Source organism: Mesorhizobium sp. P2_E6, assembly GCF_056403835.1.
The window spans coordinates 173332-195832 of record NZ_JBFUEQ010000007.1 but is presented as its reverse complement, the minus strand read 5'-3'; the positions used below and the strand labels follow the sequence as shown (position 1 = coordinate 195832).

Here is a 22501-nt window from a genome sequence, read left to right as displayed (position 1 = left end):
AGACTCTCGATGCGACTCAGCAAGTCACGCGGATGACATGCCTTGCCTGAACAGTGCAGACGACCAGACGGCGTAGATCGGTGTCAGATGGCTATGATAACAACTGGCCGCGATCTCTCTGACTTCGGCATCATCCGACCCTTCGGCCATTGCCAGGAGCTGCTCGTCGACCACATAGCGTGGCCTGACTGCGACGGCTGCACCGAAGCGCCGCACAAGCGCGTCCGGATGATCGAGCAGCCACCGTATCCCCTTGGTCGTTGCCCTGAAGTGCTGACCATGAGCCTTTGCCAGGATCGGGAAGGCCGAGTCCGGACGCAGCGTGGCAGCATTTTCCACCGCGAGCCGTAACTGCCACCGGCCCGCGAACCGGATGAACTCGGTTGCTCTCCATCGAACGCCGGCATGCTCGTCATCCAGCCGCAGCATGACGCGACCGAGAATGGCGCCATCCGCAGGCGTCGTGCATCCCAGAAGCGCCTCGATTGCGTCGAACCGGATGCCCGAAACTTCACTGTCGAGCAGATCGGCTATCTCCGCGACGACGCAATTCATTTTGTAGCTTATTTTGGAACTGATCTCGGCCACCAAGAAAGCGGCGGCGGCCTGGGTATGAAGATTGTCGGACGTCAGCAGCGGCCGAAGATTTTCGAACGGAAAGCCTCTATGAAATTCCGATTGAAGAGCGAACGTCAACGCACTGTCGCCTTCGAAGCCGGGCTCCAGCAACTTGCTCATGATGTCTTGGGGGGTCATTGGAATGGGTGGCGCGTCCACCCGCAATGTTGAATGACGGCTTGGTAGCTTGGCGTCCGCCCGGCGTCAAGAAATCTTAGCAGATGCCTTCGCACGTATCGGGTGGCTCGCGCGCGCCCAACTTGCGATCAACATCCCGATTGCCGGCGCCGCTGGCGAAGAAAAGGATGCAGAAGATGCTTGCACTCGCCAACAAGATCGCCATCGTCACCGGCGCCAGTTCCGGCATCGGCCGCGCCACCGCGAAACTGTTCGCCGAGGAAGGCGCCAAGGTCATCGTCGCTGCCCGCCGTCAGGCCGAGCTCGATGCGCTGGTGGCCGAGATAGCCGACGCCGACGGCACGGCCGTCGCCCTTGCCGGCAATGTCCGCGACGAAACCTATGCGAAAGCCCTTGTCGATCTGGCTGTCGAAAAATTCGGTGGGCTCGACATCGCCTTCAACAACGCCGGCGCCGTCGGCCTGATGGGTCCGATTTCGGAACTGTCGCTGGATGGATGGCGCGAGACGCTCGACACCAACCTCACCAGCGCGTTTCTCGGCGCGAAGTATCAGGTGCCGGCGATGATCGAGCGCGGCGGTGGTTCGCTGATCTTCACTTCCACCTTCGTCGGTAACACCGTTGGCATGCCCGGCATGACCAGCTATGCCGCGAGCAAGGCCGGGCTGATCGGGCTGACTCAGGTGCTGGCCGCTGAATATGGCCCAAAGGGCGTGCGGGTCAACGCGCTGCTGCCCGGCGGCACCGACACGCCGGCAGCGACCTTCAAGACCCCTGAGTCGCGAGCTTTCGTCGAAAACCTGCATGCGTTGAAGCGTATCGCGACACCGGAAGAGATCGCCCGTTCGGCCCTCTACCTTGCCTCCGACGCATCGAGCTTCACCACGGGAGCCGCGCTGTTTGCCGATGGCGGCGTGTCGATCAACCGGACGTGAAGGCTTTTCCCCGCCAGGATGCATGTTGATTGTCGCAAGGTGGACGGCCGGTCTTGCTTTTTCCGTGCGATTTGGCGATGCCGTTTCCTGTCGAAACGGGTCTTTTGCCAATACAGGTCCTGGAACCATGATGCTGATCAGAACCTACGTGGCTGCGAGTGCAATCGAAGGCGTCGGCGTGTTCGCCGCCGAACCGATCAGGAAAGGCGCCTCGATCTGGCGGCTCGATCCGGATTTCGACCGATTGATTCCGATGGAAAAATACGAGGCAGCCCCCTCGCATCTGAGGGAATTGCTCGACCGCTATGCCTATCCAAGCCCGGACCGTCCCGGTTTCATGGTCTATGAGGTCGACAATGGGCGTTTCATGAATCACGCCGAACGGCCGAATACGGATTTTTCGCAGTATGGCGGCGCCATCGCTACCCGCGACATCGCGGCCGGGGAGGAGATCACGTGCGACTATGGTGAGTTCTTCGAGGATTTCGAGCGGCTTCACCTCGCTACGGCGTAGTCGGCTCCCGATCCAGCGGCAAACCGGCTGCGGTTTGCCGCTGATGTTCATTTCGGCTGTGGACAGCGCGGCCTGATTCTGCTATCAGCCGCCACAATTCGTGGTGTAGATCGCCGCGGAGGCTTGTGGCTATGGCCGCTTGCCTGTTGATATCAAACCCGAAAGACAGGATTGCCCGTGCAGGTACTCGTCCGCGACAATAACGTTGATCAGGCGCTTCGCGCGCTCAAGAAGAAGATGCAGCGCGAAGGCATTTTCCGCGAAATGAAGATGCGCGGCCATTACGAGAAGCCTTCCGAGAAGCGCGCCCGTGAAAAGGCCGAAGCCGTGCGCCGCGCCCGCAAGCTGGCCCGCAAGCGCGCACAGCGCGAAGGCCTGCTGCCGATGACGCCGCGTCCGGTTGCTGCTGGCGCCGCCGGCGGTGCAGGTGGTGCTCCGCGCCCGCCGCGGTTCTAACGCCAATTTTTCGTCCTTTTCGAAGGATACCAGAGGTGGCGCGATGCGGAATCGCCGCCACCTTTTTGTTTAGGGCGACATGCGTCCACTTGAACGCTCAAAAGACGCTCTAACGCTTTACGACAATTTTGACCCGGCCCGGAGGGGGGACCCGGACCCGAGTGACGCGACTGAAGTGAGGACAGGGCAGACATGAACGCAATCAGCGTGGAGCGCAGAACCCAATTGCGCGGCTTTGCCCTGACGGCAGCCCTGCTTTCCGGGCTGGCGCTGGCCGGCTGCCAGACGGCGGGCCCTACAGGCGAATTCAACAACATCGACAAGGCGCAAGGCTCGAGCGAGAACATCTCCTCGCTGTCGGCGGTGATTCAGCGCAATCCCAAGGATCCCGAAGGCTACAATGTGCGCGGCTCCGCTTATGGCCGTGGCGGCCAGTACCAGGCGGCGCTCCAGGATTTCAACACCGCCATCCAGCTCAACCCGAATTTCTACCAGGCCTACTCGAACCGTGCGCTCATTCAGCGCTTCCTCGGCAATCAGAAGGCCGCGCTCGACGACTACAACCGTTCGATCCAGATCAATAGCAATTATGACGCCGCCTATATCGGCCGCGGCAATCTCTACCGCAAGGCGGGTCGCACCCAGGATGCCTTCAACGACTTCCAGAAGGCAATCCAGCTCGACACCACCGATGCGCGCGCTTATCACAATCGCGGCCTGATCTATCAGAGCCAGGGCCAGCACAAATTCGCCATCGAGGATTTCTCGACCGCCATCTCGCTAGCGCCGGACGCCGCCGAACCCTACAACGGCCGCGGCCTTTCCTATCTGGCCACCAACGACGAAGACAACGCCTTTGCCGACTTCAACATGGCGATCAAGCTCGACGGCAAGAACGCCGAGGCCTGGGCCAATCAGGCGCTGATCTACGAGCGGCGCGGCGACAAGGTCAAGGCGGGGAAATCCTACCGCGAAGCCGTGCATCTTGATCCGACCTACCAGCCGGCCAAGGATGGCCTCGCCCGCGTCAGCGGTGCGACTTAGGCGCCAATCAAAGCGCTGCCCGTTGTGCGCCCGAACTAGCGCGCGGCTCTTGAAAACCCATCAATCCGGCAACCGCGCATTAACCCCGGCGGCAAGGTGTTGGCGCGTGCCTTGTTCGCGCCAAGTTTTCAGGGGAACGGTCTGGCCACCCAAGCCGTTATTCCAAGCAATTTGCGAAAGGACCCTCCCATGATCAAGAAACTCGCCTGCGCCGCGGCCCTCGCCACGACGGTGTTCGCCGCCGCCCCTGCCAGCGCCGGCAAGCTGCAGCTCGGAACGCTCGACTGCACCATTGATGGCGGCACCTCTTACATCGTCGCTTCCAACAAGGGCGTGTCCTGTGTCTTCCGCCCCTACCACCACGGACCGTCGGAGATTTACACCGGCGTCATCTCCAAGATCGGCGTCGATGTCGGCCAGACGCATCAGGGCCAGCTCGTCTGGGCCGTGCTGGCGGCAACGCGCGAACGTGATGCGGGCGATCTCGCCGGCAGCTATTATGGTGTCAATGCCGAGGCCAGCGTGGTGACAGGCGGTGGCGCCAACCTGCTGGTCGGTGGCTTCAACAGCGCCTTCATGCTGGAGCCGCTCAGCGTGCAAGCACAGACCGGCGTCAACCTCGCCGTGGCCGTGACCTCGCTGGAGCTGATCCACTCGCTCAAGTAATTGCATGGAGCCATGCGCTCCCACGACCCTCTATTTACGGCGCGGAACCAGATAGGATGGTTCCGCGCCGTTTGATTCTTAGGCAATACCGGGAAAAAGGTGAAACGGTTTTGCCAGGAAAAGCGCGTGGCGCTTTCCCTAGGGAATTGCGTCAAAACAAAGAGATAGAGCGGTTCCGAACCGCTGGGGGGACTGCATGCCAAAGACAGCCATCGCTGCTGCCATATTCGCCACCACGCTTGCCGGAGCGGCGCATGCACAGGACAAGGGCATCGAACTCGGCGTCCTGGATTGCGCCATCGGCGGCGGCACCGGCTTCATCTTCGGCTCGAGCAAGGATTTGAGCTGCACCTTCAACCCCGCCGACAAGACCTTTGCACCGGAAGCCTATTTCGGCGCCGTCAACAAATACGGCCTCGACATCGGCACCACGAAGCAGACGGTGATGCAGTGGATCGTGCTGACACCGCTGAAGAACATCTACGCGCCGGGCGCGCTGGCCGGCGACTATATCGGCGCCAGCGCCGAGGTAACGGCCGCCGTCGGCGCCGGCGCCAATCTGCTGGTCGGCGGCTCCTCGCAGGCCTTCACCCTGCAGCCACTCAGCCTGCAGACGCAGACCGGCATCAACCTCGCTATCGGCGTCAGTCAGTTCCAGTTGCGCAGCACCGAGAATTGATCGCCCGGTCGCCTCCCGAAAAAATCTCGAAAATTTCGCTTGAGCTCAACCCCGGTTGAGGTTTTACAAGCCTGCCCCGACTGGAGCGGCGCCCTCGACGCGGCGCGCGATGCACGCTCCCGCCTGCGCATGGTCCTGCCGGAAACCCATACTGGCTTCTGGCGCCATGCGCTGGCATCGAGATATGGAAGGCAGGGGTGGAAATGACCGGAATCAGCACAAACAGGGTCGACTGGCGCGCTTTGTGGGCAAGCGGCGACCTGGCGCGTTTCTGCTTCATCAGCCTCGGCATCCTGCTGCACGCCACCAACGAGACGATGGTGGCGACGGTGATGCCGGCCATGGTCGGCGAACTGGCCGGCGTCCAGCTCGTCGGCTGGTCTTTGGCCATCTATGAACTCGGCGCCATCGTCGCCGGCGCCGCGGCGGGACGGCTGGTGAGCTATGTGGCGCTGCGCACCAACATGGTGGTTGCCGCCCTCCTCTATGCCACCGGGGCGCTGATCTGCGCCATCTCGCCTTCCATGCAATTGTTCCTTGCCGGCCGCCTGATCGAGGGGCTTGGCGGCGGCGCGTTGGTGTCGTTGGCCTTCGTCTCGGTCGAACGGCTGTTCTCGCGCGCCATCTGGCCGCAGCTTTTCGGCATCATGTCGGCGATCTGGGGCGTCGCCGCCTTCAGCGGCCCGCTTCTCGGCGCGATCATGACCGAGCTTTTGTCATGGCGCTGGGCCTTTGGTATCTTCACCTTCGGCGGCACTGCGATGGCGCTGGCGAGCCTGATTGTCCTCAACACGCCCGAGGCCACCAGGCCGCAGGCGACCGCGGGCAAGGCGCCGCCCTTCCCATTCGCCGCGCTTGGCTGCCTTGCCGTCGCCGTGGTGCTGATCGCCTCGGCAGGCGTTGACATCGCCCTGCTGCGCTCGTCGGTGCTGATGGCCCTCGGCCTCATCGGCCTGGTGCTGTTCTTCTACATCGACGCGCTGAAGCCGCGCTCCCGGCTTTTTCCGGCGCGGCTGTTCTCTTGGCGTACACCGGTCGGCGCAGGCATGACCATGGTCGCCGCCTTTTCGGTGGCGACCTGTTCCTTCGGCGTCTACGGGCCGCTGATCCTGACCAGCCTGCACAACATCCCGCTGCTCACCACCGGCTACATCATCGCCGCCGAATCGATCGCCTGGTCGATCCTGTCGATCCTCGTCGCCAATGCGCCACCGCACCGCGAGCGGTTGATCATCGTTGGCGGCGCGCTGATGATCGCGGCAGGCATCGCCGGCTTTGCCTATACGATACCGCTGGGCTCCATTCCGCTGATCCTGCTTTGCGCCCTGCTGCAGGGTGGCGGCTTCGGCATCGCCTGGCCGTTCCTGACGCGCGTCATCGTTGCCTCCGCCCCGGAGGACGAGCAGACCATCGCCTCGGCGGCCGTGCCAACCATGCAGCGCATCGGCTACGCTGTGGGCGCAGCACTTGCCGGGATCGTTGCCAATGCCAGCGGCTTTTCAGAAGGACTGAATCATGACGCGGCCGCGAATGTCGCGTCCTGGCTGTTTCTTGCCTTCGTGCCGCTCGGCGTTGTGGGCTGCCTCGCGGCCTTGCGGACATCGTCGACGGCAAACCACCTGCAGGAGGCTGTTGGTTAAAGCAATTCGAGGAAAGTGTGAAACCCGGGAAAAGCGATTGGCGCTTTCCCTAAGGGAATTGCTTTGAAACAAAGAGATAGAGCGTCACGTCGAACGGCCTCTATTCGACCTCTCGCAGTCGATAGCCGACACCGGTCTCGGTGGTGATATAGCGCGGCTGGTCGGGGGTCTTCTCGATCTTCTGCCTGAGCTGCCGCACATAGACCCTGAGATACTGCACGTCGGTCGAATCGCCCCAGACCTGCTTCAAAAGGAAATGATGGGTCAGCACCTTGCCGGCGTGCTGCACGAGGATACGCAGGATCTCGTATTCCTTCGGCGACAACTTGACGTCCTTGCCTTCGACCTTGACGATGCGTTTGACCAGATCGACGGACAGGTCGCCGGTCTGGAACACCGGCTTTTCACCTTGCTGCTGGAACTTGTGGCGCAGCGCCACGCGGATGCGCGCAACCAGCTCATTCATCCCGAACGGCTTGGTGACATAGTCGTCGGCGCCAAGTTCCAGAGCCTGGACGATGCCGGCCTCGTCGGTGCGGCTGGACAGGATGACCACCGGAATGTCGAGGCCGTCGTCGCGCCATTTGCGCAACAGCTCGTGGCCACCCATGCCGGGCAGGCCGAGATCGAGCAGGACGAGATCCGGCTTCTCCGCATCCATCAGTTCGATCGCTGCCTTGGCGTTCGGCGCCTCGCTGATCGCGTAGCCCTGGCTGCCGAGCCCGACACGAAGCAGCTTGCGGATCGGCGGCTCGTCGTCGACAACCAATATCCTGACGTTCGAGTTTGTCATGCCAAGTCACCCATTTCGTTGTCGTCCGTATTGGCGGCATCGAGATCGGGCTGGTTCGCCGGTTTCGGCATCTTGATGGTGAAGACCGCGCCCGAACGGTCGGTTCGGTTTGCCGCCGTGATCGTGCCCCCCATCGCCTCGATGAAGCCGCGGCAGATCGACAGGCCGAGCCCGGTGCCGGCGCGGACCTGGTCGCGCTTGCGCACTCGGTAGAACGTATCGAAAATCCTTTCCAGGTCGCCGGGAGGGATGCCCGGCCCTTCATCCATGACCTGCAGGATAACGGAACCATTGTCGGTCCAGCCCTGTATCCGGATCGTCGAGCCGGGCGGCGCGTATTTCGCTGCATTGTCGAGGAGATTGAACAGCGCCTGCTCGAACAGCACGGGGTCGACTTTCAACATCGGCAAATCGCTGGGGATGTCGATCTCGGTCTTGTGCTCAGCGATGATTTTCCTGGCCCTCTGCAGGGCGGAACCGACGATGTCTCCGACATAATGGAAAGCATAGTTCGGCTCCATCGCGCCGGACTCGATCTTGGTCATGTCGAGCAGATTGGCGATAAAGCGGTTCAACCGCTCGGATTCGTCTAGCACGGTCGTCAGCAGCTCCGCCCGGTCCTGTTCGGGAAGTGCCGGTGCGAATTCCCTCAGCGTGCCGGCCGCGCCCATGATGGCGGCGAGCGGCGTCTTCAAATCATGCGAGATGGACGTGAGAAGTGCCGAGCGCAGCCTGTCCGCCTCGGCCGCGAGCTTGGCGCGGTCGACGTCCGCGACGAGCTGGATGCGCTCGATGGCGACCGCCGCCTGGTCGGCCAGCGCATCGAGCAGGCGCTGCTGCTCGGGCGTCAGCAACGGACCCTGCTTGTCGTTGTCGAGGCCGACGACGCCGATTGCCGTGCGCCCGGTGCGCAAGGGAAGATAGAGGCGCTTGGCGCCCGGAAGCGTGTCGGCGCCGCGTCCCGCGGCACGGTCATGCTCCCAGGCCCAGCGGGCGGCTGCGATGTCGGCCTCGGCCAGCGTGTCGTCGGGCGGATAGCCGGCCTTGACGGTGATCGTTCCGTCTTCCGGCAGCAACAACACCACCCGCAGCTTCAGCATCGAGGCGATCTGGAAGGCGGTGGCCCAGAGAACGTCGTCGAGTGTGCCGGCGCCGGCGAGCTTCTTTGAAAAGAGGTAGATGTCCTCGGTGGCCCGCGCCCGCGAGCGGGCGGCGATCGCCTGACGCTGGACGCGCACCGTCAGATTGCTAGCAATGACGGCGACAACCAGGAACACGCCGAGCGCAACGATGCTCTCCGGATCCCGGATCGTCAGTGTGTAGCGCGGCTCCAGGAAAAAATAGTTGAACGCGAGCGCGCTGGCGAGACAGGCATAGAGAGCCGGCCACAATCCGCCGGTCACCGCCGATGCCAGCACCCCGACGAGAAAGATGATGGCGAGGTTGCGAACGTCCAGGAACTGGTCGAGAAGGACGGCGAAGGCGAGCGAGCCCATGACATAGGCCGTGGCCTTGAGATAGGGCCATATCTGGAACTGCCACTGCTCGTCCGCCGCCCTGACGTTCCTCGACGTCGCCTCGGTGTTGCGTTCGTTTCCAGAAATGACATGGACGCTGATGTCACCGGCATTGCGGATGAGATCGTAGGTGAGCGAGCCTTCGATCAATTCGCGCCAGCGCGACCGGGTCGGCCTGCCGACCACGATATGGGTGAAATTGTTCGCCGTCGCATAACGCACGATGTCCTGCGCCAAATTCTGACCCGGAATGGTCGTCACCTCGGCACCAAGCTGTTGGGCGAGGCGCAGGTTCGTGGCGAGTCGGTCCTTGTCCTCCTCCGGCATGCTGGCCGAGCGAGGGCTGTCGACATGCAGCGCCGTCCACGGCGCGCGAAGCCGGTCGGCCAGCCTGCGTGCATAGCGGACGCGGGCCGAGCCTCCCTGGCGCGCGTCGAGACAGACGAGGACCCTTTCGCCTGCAGCCCACGGCCCGGGAATGGCATGCGCCTGCATATGGATCAGCAACTGGTCGTCGACGCGCTGGGCGGTGCGGCGCAGCGCCAATTCCCTCAGCGCCGTCAGGTTGCCGGGCGAGAAATAGTTCTCGATGGCGCGCTGGGCAGTGTTGGGGAAATAGACCTTGCCTTCCTCGAGCCGCTTGATCAGGTCGTCGGGGGTGAGATCGATGATCTCGACATCGTCGGCCTGGTCGATGATGGAATCGGGAACCGTCTCGCGGACCCTGACCTTGGTGATCTGGGCGACGACATCGTTCAGGCTTTCGACGTGCTGGATATTGAGCGTCGTGTAGACGTCGATGCCTCGCGTCAGGATTTCCTGGACGTCGAGGTAGCGCTTGGGGTGGCGGCTGCCAGGCGCGTTGGTGTGGGCGAGTTCGTCGACGAGAACCAGCGCCGGACGCCGGGCGAGGATGGCGTCGATATCCATCTCGTCGAGGACGCGCCCCTTGTAGTCGACCTTGCGGCGGGGAATGACCTCATAGCCCTCGACCAGGGCCAGTGTTTCCTTGCGACCATGCGTCTCGACGACGCCGATCACCACGTCCACGCCGTCGGCCAGCCTGGCGCGGCCCGACATCAGCATCTCGTAGGTCTTGCCGACGCCGGGTGCCGCACCCAGGAATATTCTCAGGCGGCCGCGTTCCTCCCGCTCGGCATGATCGAGCAGCGCGTCGGGAGAAGGTCTGGTTTCGTTGCGGCTGTCGTCCGGCATCAGCATCGATCATGGATGGCGCCGGGGGTAGTGTCGATCCCCGGCACCCACCATTCACTATTTCGCGGCGTCCAGCGCAAGGTTGAGACCGAGCACGTTGACCACCGGTTCTCCCATAAAGCCGAGTTCCCTGCCCTCGACCTGGCTGTCGACAAGCGCCTTGACCTTGGCCTCATCGACGCCCCTGGCCTTGGCCACCCGGGCCACCTGGAAGTAGGCCGCTTCCGGGCTGATGTGCGGATCGAGGCCGCTGCCGGACGTCGTCACCAGGTCCATCGGTACGGGCTGATTCGGATTCTCCGCTTTCAGCTTTTCGGCATCGCCCTTGATGCGGTCGATCAGCTTGGGGTTGGTCGGGCCGAGGTTGCTGCCGCTGGAGGCAGCGGCGTTGTAGCCGTCGCCTGCTGCCGAAGGGCGGCCATGGAAGTACTTGTCGCTGGCAAAGGCCTGGCCGATCAGTTCGGAGCCGACGACCTTGCCGTCTTTTTCGATCAGGCTGCCATTGGCCTGGCGCGGGAACAGCGCCTGGGCGATGCCGGTCATGCCAATCGGATAGATGAGGCCGGTCAGCACCGTGAAGAAGACGATCATGATGATCGCGGGTCTTATCTGGGTGAGCATGGACGTATTCCTTAAGCGAGGCCGAGGGCGGTGACGATCATGTCGATCGCCTTGATGCCGACGAAGGGGACGATGATGCCGCCGAGGCCGTAGACAAGCAGGTTGCGGCTGAGCAGCGCGCCGGCGCCGATGGCACGATATTTGACACCTTTCAGCGACAGCGGGATCAGCGCGATGATGATCAGCGCGTTGAAGATGATGGCCGACAGGATAGCGCTTTGCGGCGTCGCCAGATGCATGATGTTGAGCGCCTGCAGCGGGCCGGTCGTTTGCCCCGGCGCGACGTAGAACACGGCGAACATCGCCGGGATGATGGCGAAGTACTTGGCGACGTCGTTGGCGATCGAGAAGGTGGTCAGCGAACCGCGCGTCATCAGCAGCGCCTTGCCGATCTCGACGATCTCGATCAGCTTGGTCGGATCGCTGTCGAGGTCGACCATGTTGCCGGCCTCGCGCGCGGCGACCGTGCCGGTGTTCATGGCGACGCCGACATCGGCCTGGGCAAGGGCCGGCGCGTCGTTGGTGCCGTCGCCGCACATGGCGACAAGCTTGCCCTTGGCCTGCTCGTCGCGGATCAGCTTCAGCTTGTCCTCGGGCGTCGCCTGGGCGAGGAAGTCGTCGACGCCGGCTTCCGCGGCGATCGCCGCGGCCGTCATCGGGTTGTCGCCGGTGATCATCACCGTACGGATGCCCATCTTGCGCAGTTCGGCGAAGCGCTCCCGGATGCCGCCCTTGACGATGTCCTTGAGATGGACGACGCCCAGCAAGCGCCCGTCACGCTCGACCGCCAGCGGCGTGCCGCCCGACTTCGCGATCTCGTCGGCGATCGCCTGGAGGTCCCTGACGGTATCGCTGCCGGGCCGTGTGGCGTGGGCTGCGACCGTCGACTGGCTGACATGGGCGAGCACGGAATCGACCGCGCCCTTGCGCACCGAGGAGCCGTCGATATCGACGCCGCTCATCCGGGTCTGCGCGGTGAAGGGCACGAAGGTGGCGTGCAGCGTTGCCATGTCGCGGGCGCGGATGGCGTATTTCTCCTTGGCCAGCACGACGATCGAACGGCCTTCCGGCGTTTCATCGGCAAGCGAAGCGAGCTGGGCGGCGTCGGCCAGTTCCTGCTCGGTGACGCCCTTGACCGGGCGAAACTCGGTCGCCTGGCGGTTGCCGAGCGTGATGGTGCCGGTCTTGTCGAGCAGCAGCGTGTCGACGTCGCCGGCCGCCTCGACGGCGCGTCCGGACATCGCCAGCACGTTGAAGCGCACCAGGCGGTCCATACCAGCGATGCCGATGGCAGACAGCAATGCGCCGATAGTGGTCGGGATCAGGGTGACGAACAGCGCGACCAGCACGGTTACCGAGATGTAGCCACCCGAATAGGAAGCGAAGCTCGGGATCGTCGCCGTCGCCAGCACGAAGATCAGCGTCATGCCGACGAGCAGGATGTTGAGCGCGATCTCGTTCGGCGTCTTCTGGCGTTCCGCGCCTTCGACCAGCGAGATCATGCGGTCGAGGAAGGTATGGCCCGATGCCGCGGTGATGCGCACGCGGATCCAGTCGGACAGCACCTGTGTGCCGCCGGTGACCGCCGAACGGTCGCCGCCGGATTCGCGGATGACTGGCGCGGATTCGCCTGTTATCGCCGCTTCGTTGACGGAAGCGACGCCTTCGATCACTTCGCCGTCCGACGGGATGATGTCGCCGGCCTCGACCAGCACGGCATCGCCAACCTTGAGGCTGGTGCCGGGCACGAGTTTGTATTTCGTGCGATCTTCGCCGGTCAAAAGCTTGGCCTGGGTTTCGGTGCGGGCCTTGCGCAGCGAATCCGCCTGGGCCTTGCCGCGGCCTTCGGCGACAGCTTCGGCGAAATTGGCGAACAGCACGGTGAACCACAGCCAGATGATGATCTGCAGCGTGAAGCTGAAATCGCCACCGCCGGTGATCAGATCCCTGACGAACAGCACGGTCGTAAGCGCCGAAACGACGGCGACGACGAACATCACCGGATTTCTGATGAGGGTGCGCGGGTTCAATTTCTTGAAGGCCCCGCCGATAGCGGGCAAGAGGATGCTAGCATCCATGATGCTCGCGGATTTTGAGTGGCTCATTTTGGAGCTCCGGCTTCGCTGTTGTTGGATGGCACCGATCGATCGGATGCCGAAAAGGGCGGCCCATAGACCAGCAGCCAGATCACGATCATGACCGCCGCAATGCCCAGGAACGTGGATACGCTCGGGAAGGGAGGGGGAGTTGCCTCCCCCTCATTATCGGCCTTGGGCCGAGCCTTGCGACGCGTGGTGTTGAACCAGGACATGACTTCTATCCAAGACGGGGCGGCATCAGAATGTCTGCCCATGGATCATTGCCAGGTGTTCGACGATCGGCCCGATCGCCAGTGCCGGGAAGAAGGTCAGGCCGACGACGATCAGGATGACGCCAACCAGCAGGCCGACGAACAGCGGGCCATCGGTCGGGAACGTGCCCGCCGAGGCCGGGACCGTCTTCTTGGCCACCAGCGAGCCGGCAATGGCCAGCGCCGGAATGATGACCAGGAAACGTCCCATCAGCATGGTGATGCCGAGCGTGATGTTGTACCAGGGCGTGTTGCCGCTGAGGCCGCCAAAGGCCGAGCCGTTGTTCGCTGCCGCCGAGGTATAGGCGTAGAGTATCTCGGAGAAGCCATGCGGCCCGCCATTGGCGATGGATGCCACAGCGCTCGGCAGGACCACGGCGATGGCCGTGAAGACCAGCATCGCCAGCGGCAGGCAGAGGATGGCCAGCATCGCCATCTTGACTTCCTTGGCTTCGATCTTCTTGCCGAGATATTCGGGCGTGCGGCCAACCATCAGTCCGGCAACGAAGACGGCGACGACGATGAACATCAGGATGCCGTAGAAGCCGGCACCGACGCCGCCGACGATGACTTCGCCGAGCTGCATGTTGATCATCGGGATGAAGCCGCCGAGTGCCGTGAAGCTGTCGTGCATGGCATTGACCGCGCCGCAGGATGCGGCGGTGGTGACGACTGCAAACAGGGCCGACATGGCGATGCCGAAGCGCGTCTCCTTGCCTTCCATGTTGCCGCCGTCGATGCCAAGCGCGTGCACCAGCGGATTGCCGCCAGCTTCCGCCCAGTAGCAGACGGCGACACCGGCGATGAACAGGACGCCCATCGTGGCCAGGATCGCCCAGCCCTGGCGCTGGTTGCCGACCATGCGGCCGAAGACGTTGGTCAGGGCAGCACCGAGTGCGAAGATCGTCACCATCTGGATCAGATTGGAGATCGCGTCGGGATTTTCGAACGGGTGCGCGGCATTGGCGTTGAAAAAGCCACCGCCATTGGTGCCGAGCATCTTGATGGCCACCTGCGAGGCGACCGGACCGACCGCGATCGTCTGCTGCGCGCCTTCAAGCGTGGTGGCGTTGACGTACGGGCCGAGCGTCTGCGGCATGCCGAGATAGACGTAGACAAGGGTCAGGACGATGCAGAGCGGCAACAGCACATAGAGGGTGCAGCGGGTCATATCGACCCAGAAATTGCCGATGGACTTGGCCGAGGCACGGGCGAAACCACGGATCAGCGCGACCGCGATGGCGATGCCGACCGCCGCCGACAGGAAGTTCTGCACGGTGAGGCCAGCCATCTGCACGAGGTAGGACATCGTGCTCTCGCCACCATAGTTCTGCCAGTTGGTGTTGCTCACGAAGCTGACGGCGGTGTTGAAGGCAAGGTTGGGTTCGACAGCGGTCATGCCCGCGGGATTGTAAGGCAGGACGCCTTGCAGCCGCTGCAGAACGTAAAGCACCAGGAAGCTGGCAACGCTGAAGAGCATGATGCCTGCCGCATAGGCGGTCCAGTGTTGCTCCTCGCGTTCACTGGTGCCGGCGATGCGATAGAGCCCGCGTTCAATCGGGCCTAGAACCGGCGAAAGAAATGTCCGGTCGCCGTTGAAGACGCGGTACATGTAGCCGCCGAGCGGCTTCACCAGCAAAACGACGATCCCGCAGTAGACGAGGATCTGTAGCCATCCGTTGAGTGTCATGATTGTAGCTTTCCGGACCTTGCGTCTATTGCCGTCAGAAGCGTTCTGGACGAACGAGGGCGTATGTCAGGTAGACGAGCAGGAACAGCGTCACGCTGCCACCGAGAATATAGTCGACGAGCATTTCGCGATCCTCGCGTTAGAGAATGTCACAGGCTTTGATGTAGGCGAAGGACAGGGCAAAAAACAAAATCCCGATCCCGAGAACGACGATGTCCATTGTGCTTGTTCCTTGCTTCCGATCTTCTACTTTCGACCGTAGCGCCTGCCACAGGCAGGTCGGCGATTGCGTAAACAGGTCGGCGATTGCGTAAAAAGCGGCCCGCCATACTTCAGGTGTGACGGCGCCAACTTTTGCTCAAGGCGGAATATGGACCCGATCGCCATAAAGGTTCGAGACGGGGCGGGAAGGAAAGAAATAGGAATTTTATAAAGGTTTTTCGCCCGACTCATGGCCGGCCCCGGGCCAACAAATTTGGGTCGCTGGGGACGTCATTGCCGGAACGAGCGGAACAAAACTTCCAATGCGAGATTGTCGACCTGAGGGCTCACCACAGGAGACGACCATGGCAAAGCAGAAAATGCTCGACGATCTGTTTCACGACACCCTGAAGGACATCTATTTCGCCGAGAAGAAGATCCTGGCGACGCTGCCGAAAATGGCCAAGGCCGCGCAAAGCGCCGACCTGAGAGCGGCCTTCGAAAAGCATCGCACCGAGACCGAGGGCCATGTCGCAAGGCTGGAGAAGGTCTTCGGCGTCATCGGCAAGAAGGCGGTCGGCAAGACGTGTGCGGCCATCATGGGCATCACCGAGGAAGGCGCCGAGATCATGGAGGAATACAAGGAATCTCCGGCGCTCGACGCCGGCCTTCTCGCGGCAGCGCAAGCGGTCGAACACTACGAGATTTCGCGCTATGGCACGCTTAGGACCTGGGCCGGCGAACTCGGCCTGAATGATGCGGTGACGCTTCTCGAAGCCACGCTGAAGGAGGAGAAGGCCACCGACGAAGCCCTGACGCAGATCGCGGTATCGGCTGTGAACGTTGCAGCCGAAGCGGCGTAACCCAAAACTCATGATCGGTGAGCCGCGCCAGGAACGAGCTAGCGCGGTTCCCGCATCATGCTGAGATAGGTCGGGTCGAACTCGGCTATTTCCTGCAGCCGGTGCCAGTCGAGAATGGTCACCGTGTGGTTCGCCCAGTTGACGACGCCGACCTTGCGCAAGGCGCCGATAACGCGGTTCATATGCACAACCGAGAGGCCAAGCACGTCGGCCAGTTCGGCCTGTGAAAGCGGCAGATGAAAGCTCATGCCGTTGGTGCGTTGCACCACCTGCAAGCGCACGAAAAGTTCACAGACGAGATGGGCCAGATGCGAGGTCTTGGAGCGGCGTCCCATCGCCACGATCCACTCGCGGTGAATGGCGCCATCAACCAGCGTGTCCAGCCACAACAGCCGGGTCAGATGCGGTGCCTCCTCGGTGATGGCACGCAGCCGGCTGTGATCGGCGAACATGACATGACAAGGCGACAGGGCAACGATGCCGTGATCCATAGTCTTCAGCAGGAAAGCGTGGAGATCGACGAAGTCGCCAGGCACCTGCAATGAGGTGAACTGTCGGCCGCCATTCTCCAGCACCTTGTAGCGTGCCGCCAGGCCGTCGAGGATCAAAGTCGAGTAAGTCGGCCGCGATCCCGAGGCGACAATGTCCTGTCCGGTCGCAAAATGCCTTTCGAAGGTCATGGCACCGGCCAGCAACGCTTTCTCGCCGTCGGAGAGCGCGTCGTGTTGGCCAAGGTTCAGATAAAGGGATTCAAGCACCGCTATCTCCAGCGAAGGGGCTCAGAGCCGATCGCCAATTCGTTTGGCGCAAGCATGGGGCGGCTGCGGAAGCACTAGGTCTTCGGACGGGGCCAGGCATTAACATTTGTTAGAGTGCACTTATTCACCGGCAAACGCCACCTCAGGTGGAACAACAGTTCGGTCCGTGAATTGTCGGTTGAATCTCTCGCGCACGTCATCACCAGGAGGTCCAGCGCATCATGCCCAGATACTACCTCGACCTCTACAATGGTGATGGTCTGACGGTCGACGATGACGGGCAGGTGTTCGAAACGCGCGAACGCCTGCGGCGAGAGGCGATTCGCATACTGCCCGACATCGTCCGCGACGAGATGATCGAGAACGATCGCACGGTCATCACCGTGAAAGTGCGGGACGAGAGCGGGCGCCATGTCTTCGAAGCATCGCTGGTCGTCTCGTCGGGGTGGTGTGACTGAGAGCCTCGGCCCAAGGCTCGGACCGAAAGATTCCACTGGTCATCATTTGTAATCGTCACCGCCGCCGCACCGCTGCACCATGCGGAGACTGATTGAGGTGACAACGGTTCCGAAACCGACGTCCCAGCAGCGGAAGGACCGACATATGAATCGCGCGAAAGTCGATACGGAGCGCGACGAACGCGCCAAGCATGAGTCGCTGATCGTGACCGCCGCCGAGCGAGCGGCGCGAGAGGAAAAGACGGCCAGGCTGAGAGCTCTGCGCCTTGCCGCGCAGTCGGCGGACGAGCCGGCGTCGGCAGGCCCCAAGCCGCCACGGCGACGCGCACGTTCGACGTAATAATTGTCGCTCAACATACACAGCCCGCATCTGTGATTTCCTATAGCTCGTAAAAAAGCGAAAGCCCGGCTGGGTCGAGCCGGGCTTCCTGCGATGGCTGGTGTAGACTAGCCACCAGGATGGGAGGTCGCGTCAGGCGGCGTAACCGCCATAACCACGGGCAACTGCGTGCACACCCGCGGTCGGCTCGAGATCCGGCCACAGGATGCCGGAAGCCTGGGCAAATTCGACCAGCGCACGGCGCGCCTGCTCGATGGTCACATAACCCGGAACCGCGAGATCACATGCCTTCATCGCGTTGCGATAAAGCGGGCCGCGGCGGGAAGTCGTCCAATTGGTCAGGAAATCGTGCATTTCGGCCAGCGAGGCAATCTCGCGCTTGAAGCCAAGGCCGACGGTCAGTGCGACCGGTGAATGAAACAGCTTGTCGTGCATGAAACGGGCTCCTGATTTATCGCAGCGCCAGGAGAGATATCCGGGCTGGTCCACGAACGGGACGCGGTGAAACGCGCCGCGTGGCAGGAGGTTCCAGACCGTGCGCTTTTATATGAAGGCGGCGGTCATCCTTGGATCGCGATGCCCGCACAAGCGCTATGAGCGATCGGCGGATTGTCGTGTGAGGCTGGTCGGCATCCGCCAGGACCTTGCTTCACTCGCGACTGGAGCCTCGCGTGTCTCACGCTGCTTCGACAGGCGAAGAACTGCCGCAAGCCTGTTTCCCAGCGAGACGCCGGGCTTTTCAACAAAAAGGTGCGCGACCAGCGCCATGAGGAGCAGAAGCACCATCGCCATCACGATCACAAGCCAATACTGGGTGGCGTTGTCCAGGGCGAAGATCCGCACGGGCGCGATGGAAAATATCGCGACGAAGGCAAGCCCCTGCAAGAGAAAGATGCCATAGCTGATCTCGCCCAGTCGCACTGAACGGTTGGCAGTCAGAAGGCCAAAGAAATCGGCGCCCGAGACGATCAGGAAGAAGGCACCGGTGCACAGCAGCATCGGTCCCGGCGCGTAAGCAACCCTATAGGTGGCAAAAACATACACCAGCAGCGCCAGGGCGATGGCGGACAGGACGTGCCGGTGCACCTTCACCAGCAGCGCGTTTGCTTCAAGCGTCGCGCACAACATGCCCCCTGCGAAAAGTCCCAGATAGCTGTAGGCGCCGCTGCCTCCACTCATTGACATGACAATGGAAAAAGCCAGCAGAACGGCCGGCAATCCTATGCGGGTAACCGGGTGCCGGCTGAATATGGCTGCGATCGGCAGGCTGAAATAGAACAGCCATTCATAGGGCAAGGTCCAGGTTACGCAGGCCAAGACGCAGACGCGGGCACTCGAAAGCGGGATATAGCCAAAGACACCAAACAGCAGATTGAAAAATGCCCGCTCGTAGGTTGCGAAGGTCGAATAATCGATCCGGCCGTCAACGACCTCCAAGGCCATCGCCACGCCGACGGCCAAAATGTAGAGCGGCCCGATCCTGAAAGCCCGCTTGAGCAACAGGGTCGGAAAATCCACGGAGGCCTTTGCCGATAGCAGTTTCCCCCAAAACAGATAGGCGGAGATGATGAAGAAGAAGGACACCCCCATTTGTCCCAACAGGCCGTAGAAAGCGGAGGGCGGATACTTCCATGTGCCGGTCGTCAGGAATTCATGGTAGATGACGGCGTGGTGGAGTGCGACGGCAAGCGCCAGATAGCCACGCATTCCGTCGATCGCCCGGACCCTGGCCGCGGTCGCTTCGAAGCCGACACGCTGAAACAGCGGCAAGCCTGCTAGCGGCCAAAGCAGCGCGACGACCACAAAGGCGGGCCAGAGATCATAAAGTCCAATCACGATTGCTCCGAGCCGATGCGCACAGCCTGCTGAGTCCCTGTTGGACTATGCAACCTTGCCCAGCGCCGGCACAAGCGTTCGCCACGATCCGCGTGATGCTTCCCGCTGCGGCTAGCCGGACAATCGCTGACCTGCCTGACCGAAGCCATCGAGCGCAACGACAACCGGGATCGGGGATTCTGGAGGCGTTGGCCGATTGCGCTTGACGTGTGGCCCTATCGCCGCACGAGCGCGTTTGCTTCAGCCAATGTGGCCAGCACTTGCTCGACTTTCTGCGCCGAGGCGTCCGTGCGCTCGATGTGCCGCATCACCTGCTGCGTCAGCATCGCAAGCCTTGCGGCGCGATATACGTCGCCGTTTCTCGCGGTTTCAAGGTTGAAGGTCGCGATCATCATGGCAACAATCCCAAAATCATGGAGCACTACGATGCCGGTGGATCGATCTTCGTCAGGCGCTCTCGGGCCTCGATCACACGCCGCTGAGCGGCCCGTATTCTGCCGCAGAGCGCGAGATTGATCCCGACTCCGCAGTCTTCATCCAGCATTTCCTTGGCGCGCCTGAGGGCGGACTCCGCCCGCTTGACGCGCTGTCTGGCCTTGGCCAGTTCCAAGATCATGAGATCGGCCATTGCGCCGCGTCCACTGTGCTCCGGGGTGTACATCATGAAGTGCTAACTCATGACGGAGCAGATCGTTCCCCCGTTGAGGCCTGGCACCGAGATCACGAATAGAGTCTTGGTTACCACGAACCCTGCAACGGAGATCTCTTCCCCATGACAGTGAGACCACGATGGCGGGCTTTTCTATTGCCCTGCGCTCAGGACGAGCGTGCGCACTCTTGCCTTGGTTCGTTTCAGGCAATGTTCCGGAATATCTGGCCACGTCGCCTCAGCGCATTCTTTCCCTGTGACTGCAACAGTTTCGCCAGGCTGCACGTTCGCGGCTTGGGTAGCGGTGGTTGAGGTGAAGAGCACTGTCTGAGTTATGAGCGCCGCAACGGCGGCGACCTGGATCAGGACGGTAGCTAGGGCGATTTTCTTGAGCACGCGAGGAAACGCTCCACCCCGCTCCTGGTTCCTCCGGCTTGTGATTTTCGTTCAGATTGGCCCACTCCCTTACGGTGTGGACTTTTCTGCTTGAGCAGGCCAGCCAAGCAGGGAAAGAAGCAGGGAGACCTAAGCTAGTCAGAAATCACCAGCGATTTCAACGCGTCGTCGAATGATGGTGGCGGGCCACGAACGATGAAAATGGGCACTATGTCTAGGCTAAAGCGCTCTAGAATGACCGGAAATCGTTTCTCGTCGAACACCTTATAGCGAATCCTAGGGTCGGGCTCTCTCATAACTCCGATCAAGCCGATTCCCACCCGACCTGCCTTTCGCATGGCGTCCTTCGAAAAGCCCGCGTTGCTGCATATCAAGGTGACATCCGCGGCAAGATCGCGACGCTTTGAATCGGCAGCATCGATCAGGATCTGCCTCGTCACGCCGTCCACGGTGCCTGTGATCAGTACGTCGACCTCTCTAAGGCCATCCGGCCCTTTTACCCACTCGCCGACCTTCACCTCGGCGGAAGGATCGAACTGCTTCGCCACGTCGGCAACGACTTGTTCATAGGCCCTTCCGAGCTTGGCCAGGCGGAGGTTTCCTCGGTTGTCCGTGCCCGAAAATGGCTCACCAATGCATGGCGCTTGCCTCGTCAGGGCGCTGCTGCAGTTTCAGGTTTGCAAGGCGGTTGGCCTTTGAAGTCACGAGCAAGGCACCCATACTTGTCGAACGTCTGCCCGGTTTCCCTCGCGGCTTTGGCCATACCGCAGGCCGAAATGGCCAGGCAGGAGAGCAGAGCAATCGCGGTTCTCATAACGAGCATCGATTCATGTCTGCGCCTCATTTTCCGACCTTTTACGATGCCCGAATTGCCAGAGGTTGACCGTGATCGGCGCCGGGGTCAACCGTCCCGAAGACGCACGCGATTGAGCATCGTTGCACATTTCGGCACTTGCCATCCCTTCGTTGCAGCGACCCTTCAAACGGAGCTCGCCAATGGCTAGATCGAAACCGGCCAAGCATTATCGCAGGCTGAAATCGAGCGCTTTCTCGTGGCAGCGGAAGCGCTGCATTGGAGCATCGTGAAGCCGTTCATATCGCCACACTGCGAGCACTACCGCGCTACGCGTGTCTTGCATGAGGGGCTGTTGAAGGCCGTTCGGGAAGTGACGGGAAGGAAGTCGAGTTTATCCCATGGAATGTGATGGGTCCGGTGCGATGCCCCCGGCTGAGTAGCGCGCGGGCTGGGACTTCAGTCTTAGTCCCGCCAATAGGCTTAATTGCGAAGTTTCTAATATGCCCATAGTTTTGGCAGCGCGGGGAACGCAACCCCTTCCCGCAGTGACCGGTGCGGCTTTCGCATCCCCAAGATAGCCCCAAGGCCGCACCGGCCATCGTATCAAGAACGGGTCGCACGGACGGTCGGGCTTGTTTGCCGAATCGTGGAAGGCAGTCCCAAGTGCTCTCAACTGTTTTACGGGAAAAGCTGGTGTGCGAATGCGGTCGCACCGGTTATCTGAAACTACGAGAAGACCATCAGCCCCTCAGCGGGACCTGGGAATCCTACAGCCTGGAGGGGTTCAATGGCGGCAGCCTGACGATCACCAGTTGCGGAAATATTCCCGGCGACAAGCTGGCCTATTTCCGTCCTTTGTGTCCTCAATGCAGCCAGTGGGGCAAGGTGAAGTATGCCAGCCGGACCTGAGCCCGAAAGGACCACTTACATCGTTGGCGTGTTTGAGAAGCCGCATTGGCGGACAGTGCTGACCACCAAGGACAAGGCCGAAGCAGAGGCGCTAGAACAGGCGATGGCCCAGGACGACGTTAAGGCGCGGATCGAGGAAATCACGCCGAAGCCGAAGCGGGCGGTAGGCTTTGAGTGATGGTGAGAAGTCTAGCCAGCACCGCCACCGTGATTGCAACGATAGCTGCCGCTATCGTGCTGACATTTATGGCAGCTAAAAGATTTGAACTACGGCGCCCAAATCCGATCGAGGCTCATATCGAGAGGAATATCTGAGGGATGCGGGATGACCTGCTACAATCCCGTATGGCCGTCCGAATAGTGGTTATCCTGGCGCTTCTGTCCGCCTTCGCCTACGGATTCGCAAAACTTGTGGAACG

At 61.8% G+C, this 22501-nt stretch carries 27 protein-coding genes and 1 pseudogene; 13 read left to right on the top strand and 15 right to left on the bottom strand.

The window, feature by feature from the left end:
• Positions 1-24 precede the first annotated feature (24 nt).
• Entirely contained in the window at positions 25-777 is a 753-nt protein-coding gene (locus AC1D08_RS19335; protein ID WP_477423762.1) for a hypothetical protein, read from the bottom strand.
• Between the two features lie 155 nt (positions 778-932).
• Between AC1D08_RS19335 and AC1D08_RS19330 the strand changes: the two genes are divergently transcribed.
• The 7 genes from AC1D08_RS19330 (at position 933) to AC1D08_RS19300 (ending at position 6690) form a co-directional block, all read left to right on the top strand.
• Positions 933-1691: an SDR family oxidoreductase gene (locus AC1D08_RS19330; RefSeq protein ID WP_477414581.1), complete on the top strand. Its 759-nt coding sequence runs from the start codon at positions 933-935 to the stop codon at positions 1689-1691.
• Positions 1692-1818: 127 nt separating this feature from the next.
• The gene (locus tag AC1D08_RS19325) at positions 1819-2205 is read left to right on the top strand and encodes an SET domain-containing protein (RefSeq protein WP_457153128.1); all 387 of its coding nucleotides are present in this window, start codon (positions 1819-1821) and stop codon (positions 2203-2205) included.
• 177 nt (positions 2206-2382) lie between these two features.
• On the top strand, positions 2383-2661 hold the full coding sequence (gene rpsU / locus AC1D08_RS19320) for a 30S ribosomal protein S21 (protein ID WP_023810129.1): 279 nt from the start codon (positions 2383-2385) through the stop codon (positions 2659-2661).
• A gap of 192 nt (positions 2662-2853) precedes the next feature.
• Complete coding sequence (locus AC1D08_RS19315) at positions 2854-3705, top strand: tetratricopeptide repeat protein (protein WP_457153123.1); 852 nt, start codon at positions 2854-2856, stop codon at positions 3703-3705.
• 189 nt (positions 3706-3894) lie between these two features.
• Positions 3895-4371 (top strand): DUF992 domain-containing protein, encoded by a 477-nt coding sequence (locus AC1D08_RS19310; protein ID WP_095084635.1) that lies wholly within the window; start codon positions 3895-3897, stop codon positions 4369-4371.
• A 196-nt stretch (positions 4372-4567) separates the two neighbouring features.
• Positions 4568-5050 carry a DUF992 domain-containing protein gene (locus AC1D08_RS19305; RefSeq protein ID WP_457153124.1) on the top strand — a complete coding sequence of 161 codons (483 nt, stop codon included), beginning with the start codon at positions 4568-4570 and terminating at the stop codon, positions 5048-5050.
• A 203-nt stretch (positions 5051-5253) separates the two neighbouring features.
• Positions 5254-6690 (top strand): MFS transporter, encoded by a 1437-nt coding sequence (locus tag AC1D08_RS19300; RefSeq protein WP_457153125.1) that lies wholly within the window; start codon positions 5254-5256, stop codon positions 6688-6690.
• A gap of 100 nt (positions 6691-6790) precedes the next feature.
• Here the strand turns inward: AC1D08_RS19300 and AC1D08_RS19295 are convergent, their stop codons facing one another.
• From AC1D08_RS19295 to AC1D08_RS19265, 7 genes are read right to left on the bottom strand one after another with little or no spacing between them, the layout of a single operon-like run.
• Entirely contained in the window at positions 6791-7483 is a 693-nt protein-coding gene (locus AC1D08_RS19295) for a response regulator transcription factor (RefSeq protein WP_457153126.1), read from the bottom strand.
• Entirely contained in the window at positions 7480-10215 is a 2736-nt protein-coding gene (locus tag AC1D08_RS19290; RefSeq protein ID WP_477423760.1) for a DUF4118 domain-containing protein, read from the bottom strand. The genes AC1D08_RS19295 and AC1D08_RS19290 overlap by 4 nt, the downstream gene beginning before the upstream one ends.
• Before the next feature lie 57 nt (positions 10216-10272).
• Positions 10273-10836 (bottom strand): potassium-transporting ATPase subunit KdpC, encoded by a 564-nt coding sequence (gene kdpC, locus AC1D08_RS19285; protein WP_457154564.1) that lies wholly within the window; start codon positions 10834-10836, stop codon positions 10273-10275.
• Between the two features lie 11 nt (positions 10837-10847).
• Positions 10848-12941 carry a potassium-transporting ATPase subunit KdpB gene (gene kdpB / locus AC1D08_RS19280; RefSeq protein ID WP_095084639.1) on the bottom strand — a complete coding sequence of 698 codons (2094 nt, stop codon included), beginning with the start codon at positions 12939-12941 and terminating at the stop codon, positions 10848-10850.
• Positions 12938-13147, bottom strand: coding sequence for a hypothetical protein (locus tag AC1D08_RS19275; protein ID WP_095084640.1), 210 nt, complete (start codon positions 13145-13147; stop codon positions 12938-12940). Before AC1D08_RS19275 ends, kdpB begins: the two co-directional genes overlap by 4 nt.
• A 25-nt stretch (positions 13148-13172) precedes the next feature.
• Entirely contained in the window at positions 13173-14876 is a 1704-nt protein-coding gene (gene kdpA, locus AC1D08_RS19270; protein ID WP_477227960.1) for a potassium-transporting ATPase subunit KdpA, read from the bottom strand.
• Between the two features lie 34 nt (positions 14877-14910).
• Positions 14911-15000: a K(+)-transporting ATPase subunit F gene (locus tag AC1D08_RS19265; protein WP_095084642.1), complete on the bottom strand. Its 90-nt coding sequence runs from the start codon at positions 14998-15000 to the stop codon at positions 14911-14913.
• 442 nt (positions 15001-15442) lie between these two features.
• Here AC1D08_RS19265 and AC1D08_RS19260 point away from each other — a divergent pair, with 442 nt between their 5' ends.
• Positions 15443-15940, top strand: coding sequence for a YciE/YciF ferroxidase family protein (locus tag AC1D08_RS19260; RefSeq protein ID WP_477227959.1), 498 nt, complete (start codon positions 15443-15445; stop codon positions 15938-15940).
• A 38-nt stretch (positions 15941-15978) separates the two neighbouring features.
• Here AC1D08_RS19260 and AC1D08_RS19255 read toward each other — a convergent pair whose 3' ends face one another.
• The gene (locus AC1D08_RS19255) at positions 15979-16698 is read right to left on the bottom strand and encodes a Crp/Fnr family transcriptional regulator (protein WP_477227958.1); all 720 of its coding nucleotides are present in this window, start codon (positions 16696-16698) and stop codon (positions 15979-15981) included.
• Positions 16699-16919: 221 nt separating this feature from the next.
• On the opposite strand from AC1D08_RS19255, the gene AC1D08_RS19250 reads away from it, so the two are divergent.
• Positions 16920-17156, top strand: coding sequence for a DUF6894 family protein (locus tag AC1D08_RS19250; RefSeq protein WP_095084645.1), 237 nt, complete (start codon positions 16920-16922; stop codon positions 17154-17156).
• 145 nt (positions 17157-17301) lie between these two features.
• Positions 17302-17496: a hypothetical protein gene (locus AC1D08_RS19245; protein WP_457154662.1), complete on the top strand. Its 195-nt coding sequence runs from the start codon at positions 17302-17304 to the stop codon at positions 17494-17496.
• Positions 17497-17628: 132 nt separating this feature from the next.
• Here AC1D08_RS19245 and AC1D08_RS19240 read toward each other — a convergent pair whose 3' ends face one another.
• The 6 genes from AC1D08_RS19240 to AC1D08_RS19215 form a co-directional block, all read right to left on the bottom strand.
• Complete coding sequence (locus AC1D08_RS19240) at positions 17629-17931, bottom strand: DUF982 domain-containing protein (protein ID WP_457154663.1); 303 nt, start codon at positions 17929-17931, stop codon at positions 17629-17631.
• Positions 17932-18087: 156 nt separating this feature from the next.
• Positions 18088-19299, bottom strand: a complete 1212-nt coding sequence (locus AC1D08_RS19235) for an acyltransferase family protein (RefSeq protein ID WP_477423758.1) — start codon at positions 19297-19299, stop codon at positions 18088-18090.
• A gap of 248 nt (positions 19300-19547) precedes the next feature.
• Complete coding sequence (locus AC1D08_RS19230; protein WP_095084649.1) at positions 19548-19727, bottom strand: hypothetical protein; 180 nt, start codon at positions 19725-19727, stop codon at positions 19548-19550.
• A gap of 26 nt (positions 19728-19753) precedes the next feature.
• On the bottom strand, positions 19754-19960 hold the full coding sequence (locus AC1D08_RS19225; protein ID WP_457155682.1) for a hypothetical protein: 207 nt from the start codon (positions 19958-19960) through the stop codon (positions 19754-19756).
• Positions 19961-20134: 174 nt separating this feature from the next.
• Positions 20135-20377, bottom strand: coding sequence for a hypothetical protein (locus AC1D08_RS19220; protein ID WP_477227955.1), 243 nt, complete (start codon positions 20375-20377; stop codon positions 20135-20137).
• A 134-nt stretch (positions 20378-20511) separates the two neighbouring features.
• Positions 20512-20925, bottom strand: coding sequence for a hypothetical protein (locus AC1D08_RS19215; RefSeq protein ID WP_477423757.1), 414 nt, complete (start codon positions 20923-20925; stop codon positions 20512-20514).
• 448 nt (positions 20926-21373) lie between these two features.
• Between AC1D08_RS19215 and AC1D08_RS19210 the strand changes: the two are divergent.
• The 3 genes and pseudogenes from AC1D08_RS19210 to AC1D08_RS19200 all read left to right on the top strand — a co-directional run.
• Positions 21374-21602: pseudogene (locus AC1D08_RS19210) on the top strand (hypothetical protein); the annotation flags it as partial.
• Between the two features lie 234 nt (positions 21603-21836).
• Positions 21837-22082, top strand: a complete 246-nt coding sequence (locus AC1D08_RS19205) for a hypothetical protein (RefSeq protein WP_457155054.1) — start codon at positions 21837-21839, stop codon at positions 22080-22082.
• Positions 22066-22260: a hypothetical protein gene (locus tag AC1D08_RS19200; protein ID WP_095084654.1), complete on the top strand. Its 195-nt coding sequence runs from the start codon at positions 22066-22068 to the stop codon at positions 22258-22260. Before AC1D08_RS19205 ends, AC1D08_RS19200 begins: the two co-directional genes overlap by 17 nt.
• Positions 22261-22501: the final 241 nt, after the last annotated feature.

Coding starts and splice junctions, on each gene's coding strand:
- AC1D08_RS19330 (WP_477414581.1), top strand. CDS start 933: ATGCTTGCACTCGCCAACAAGATCGCCATCGTCACCGGCGCCAGTTCC.
- AC1D08_RS19325 (WP_457153128.1), top strand. CDS start 1,819: ATGATGCTGATCAGAACCTACGTGGCTGCGAGTGCAATCGAAGGCGTC.
- AC1D08_RS19315 (WP_457153123.1), top strand. CDS start 2,854: ATGAACGCAATCAGCGTGGAGCGCAGAACCCAATTGCGCGGCTTTGCC.
- AC1D08_RS19310 (WP_095084635.1), top strand. CDS start 3,895: ATGATCAAGAAACTCGCCTGCGCCGCGGCCCTCGCCACGACGGTGTTC.
- AC1D08_RS19305 (WP_457153124.1), top strand. CDS start 4,568: ATGCCAAAGACAGCCATCGCTGCTGCCATATTCGCCACCACGCTTGCC.
- AC1D08_RS19300 (WP_457153125.1), top strand. CDS start 5,254: ATGACCGGAATCAGCACAAACAGGGTCGACTGGCGCGCTTTGTGGGCA.
- AC1D08_RS19295 (WP_457153126.1), bottom strand. CDS start 7,483: ATGACAAACTCGAACGTCAGGATATTGGTTGTCGACGACGAGCCGCCG.
- AC1D08_RS19290 (WP_477423760.1), bottom strand. CDS start 10,215: ATGCCGGACGACAGCCGCAACGAAACCAGACCTTCTCCCGACGCGCTG.
- kdpC (WP_457154564.1), bottom strand. CDS start 10,836: ATGCTCACCCAGATAAGACCCGCGATCATCATGATCGTCTTCTTCACG.
- kdpB (WP_095084639.1), bottom strand. CDS start 12,941: ATGAGCCACTCAAAATCCGCGAGCATCATGGATGCTAGCATCCTCTTG.
- AC1D08_RS19275 (WP_095084640.1), bottom strand. CDS start 13,147: ATGTCCTGGTTCAACACCACGCGTCGCAAGGCTCGGCCCAAGGCCGAT.
- kdpA (WP_477227960.1), bottom strand. CDS start 14,876: ATGACACTCAACGGATGGCTACAGATCCTCGTCTACTGCGGGATCGTC.
- AC1D08_RS19265 (WP_095084642.1), bottom strand. CDS start 15,000: ATGCTCGTCGACTATATTCTCGGTGGCAGCGTGACGCTGTTCCTGCTC.
- AC1D08_RS19260 (WP_477227959.1), top strand. CDS start 15,443: ATGGCAAAGCAGAAAATGCTCGACGATCTGTTTCACGACACCCTGAAG.
- AC1D08_RS19250 (WP_095084645.1), top strand. CDS start 16,920: ATGCCCAGATACTACCTCGACCTCTACAATGGTGATGGTCTGACGGTC.
- AC1D08_RS19245 (WP_457154662.1), top strand. CDS start 17,302: ATGAATCGCGCGAAAGTCGATACGGAGCGCGACGAACGCGCCAAGCAT.
- AC1D08_RS19240 (WP_457154663.1), bottom strand. CDS start 17,931: ATGCACGACAAGCTGTTTCATTCACCGGTCGCACTGACCGTCGGCCTT.
- AC1D08_RS19230 (WP_095084649.1), bottom strand. CDS start 19,727: ATGATGATCGCGACCTTCAACCTTGAAACCGCGAGAAACGGCGACGTA.
- AC1D08_RS19225 (WP_457155682.1), bottom strand. CDS start 19,960: ATGGCCGATCTCATGATCTTGGAACTGGCCAAGGCCAGACAGCGCGTC.
- AC1D08_RS19200 (WP_095084654.1), top strand. CDS start 22,066: ATGCCAGCCGGACCTGAGCCCGAAAGGACCACTTACATCGTTGGCGTG.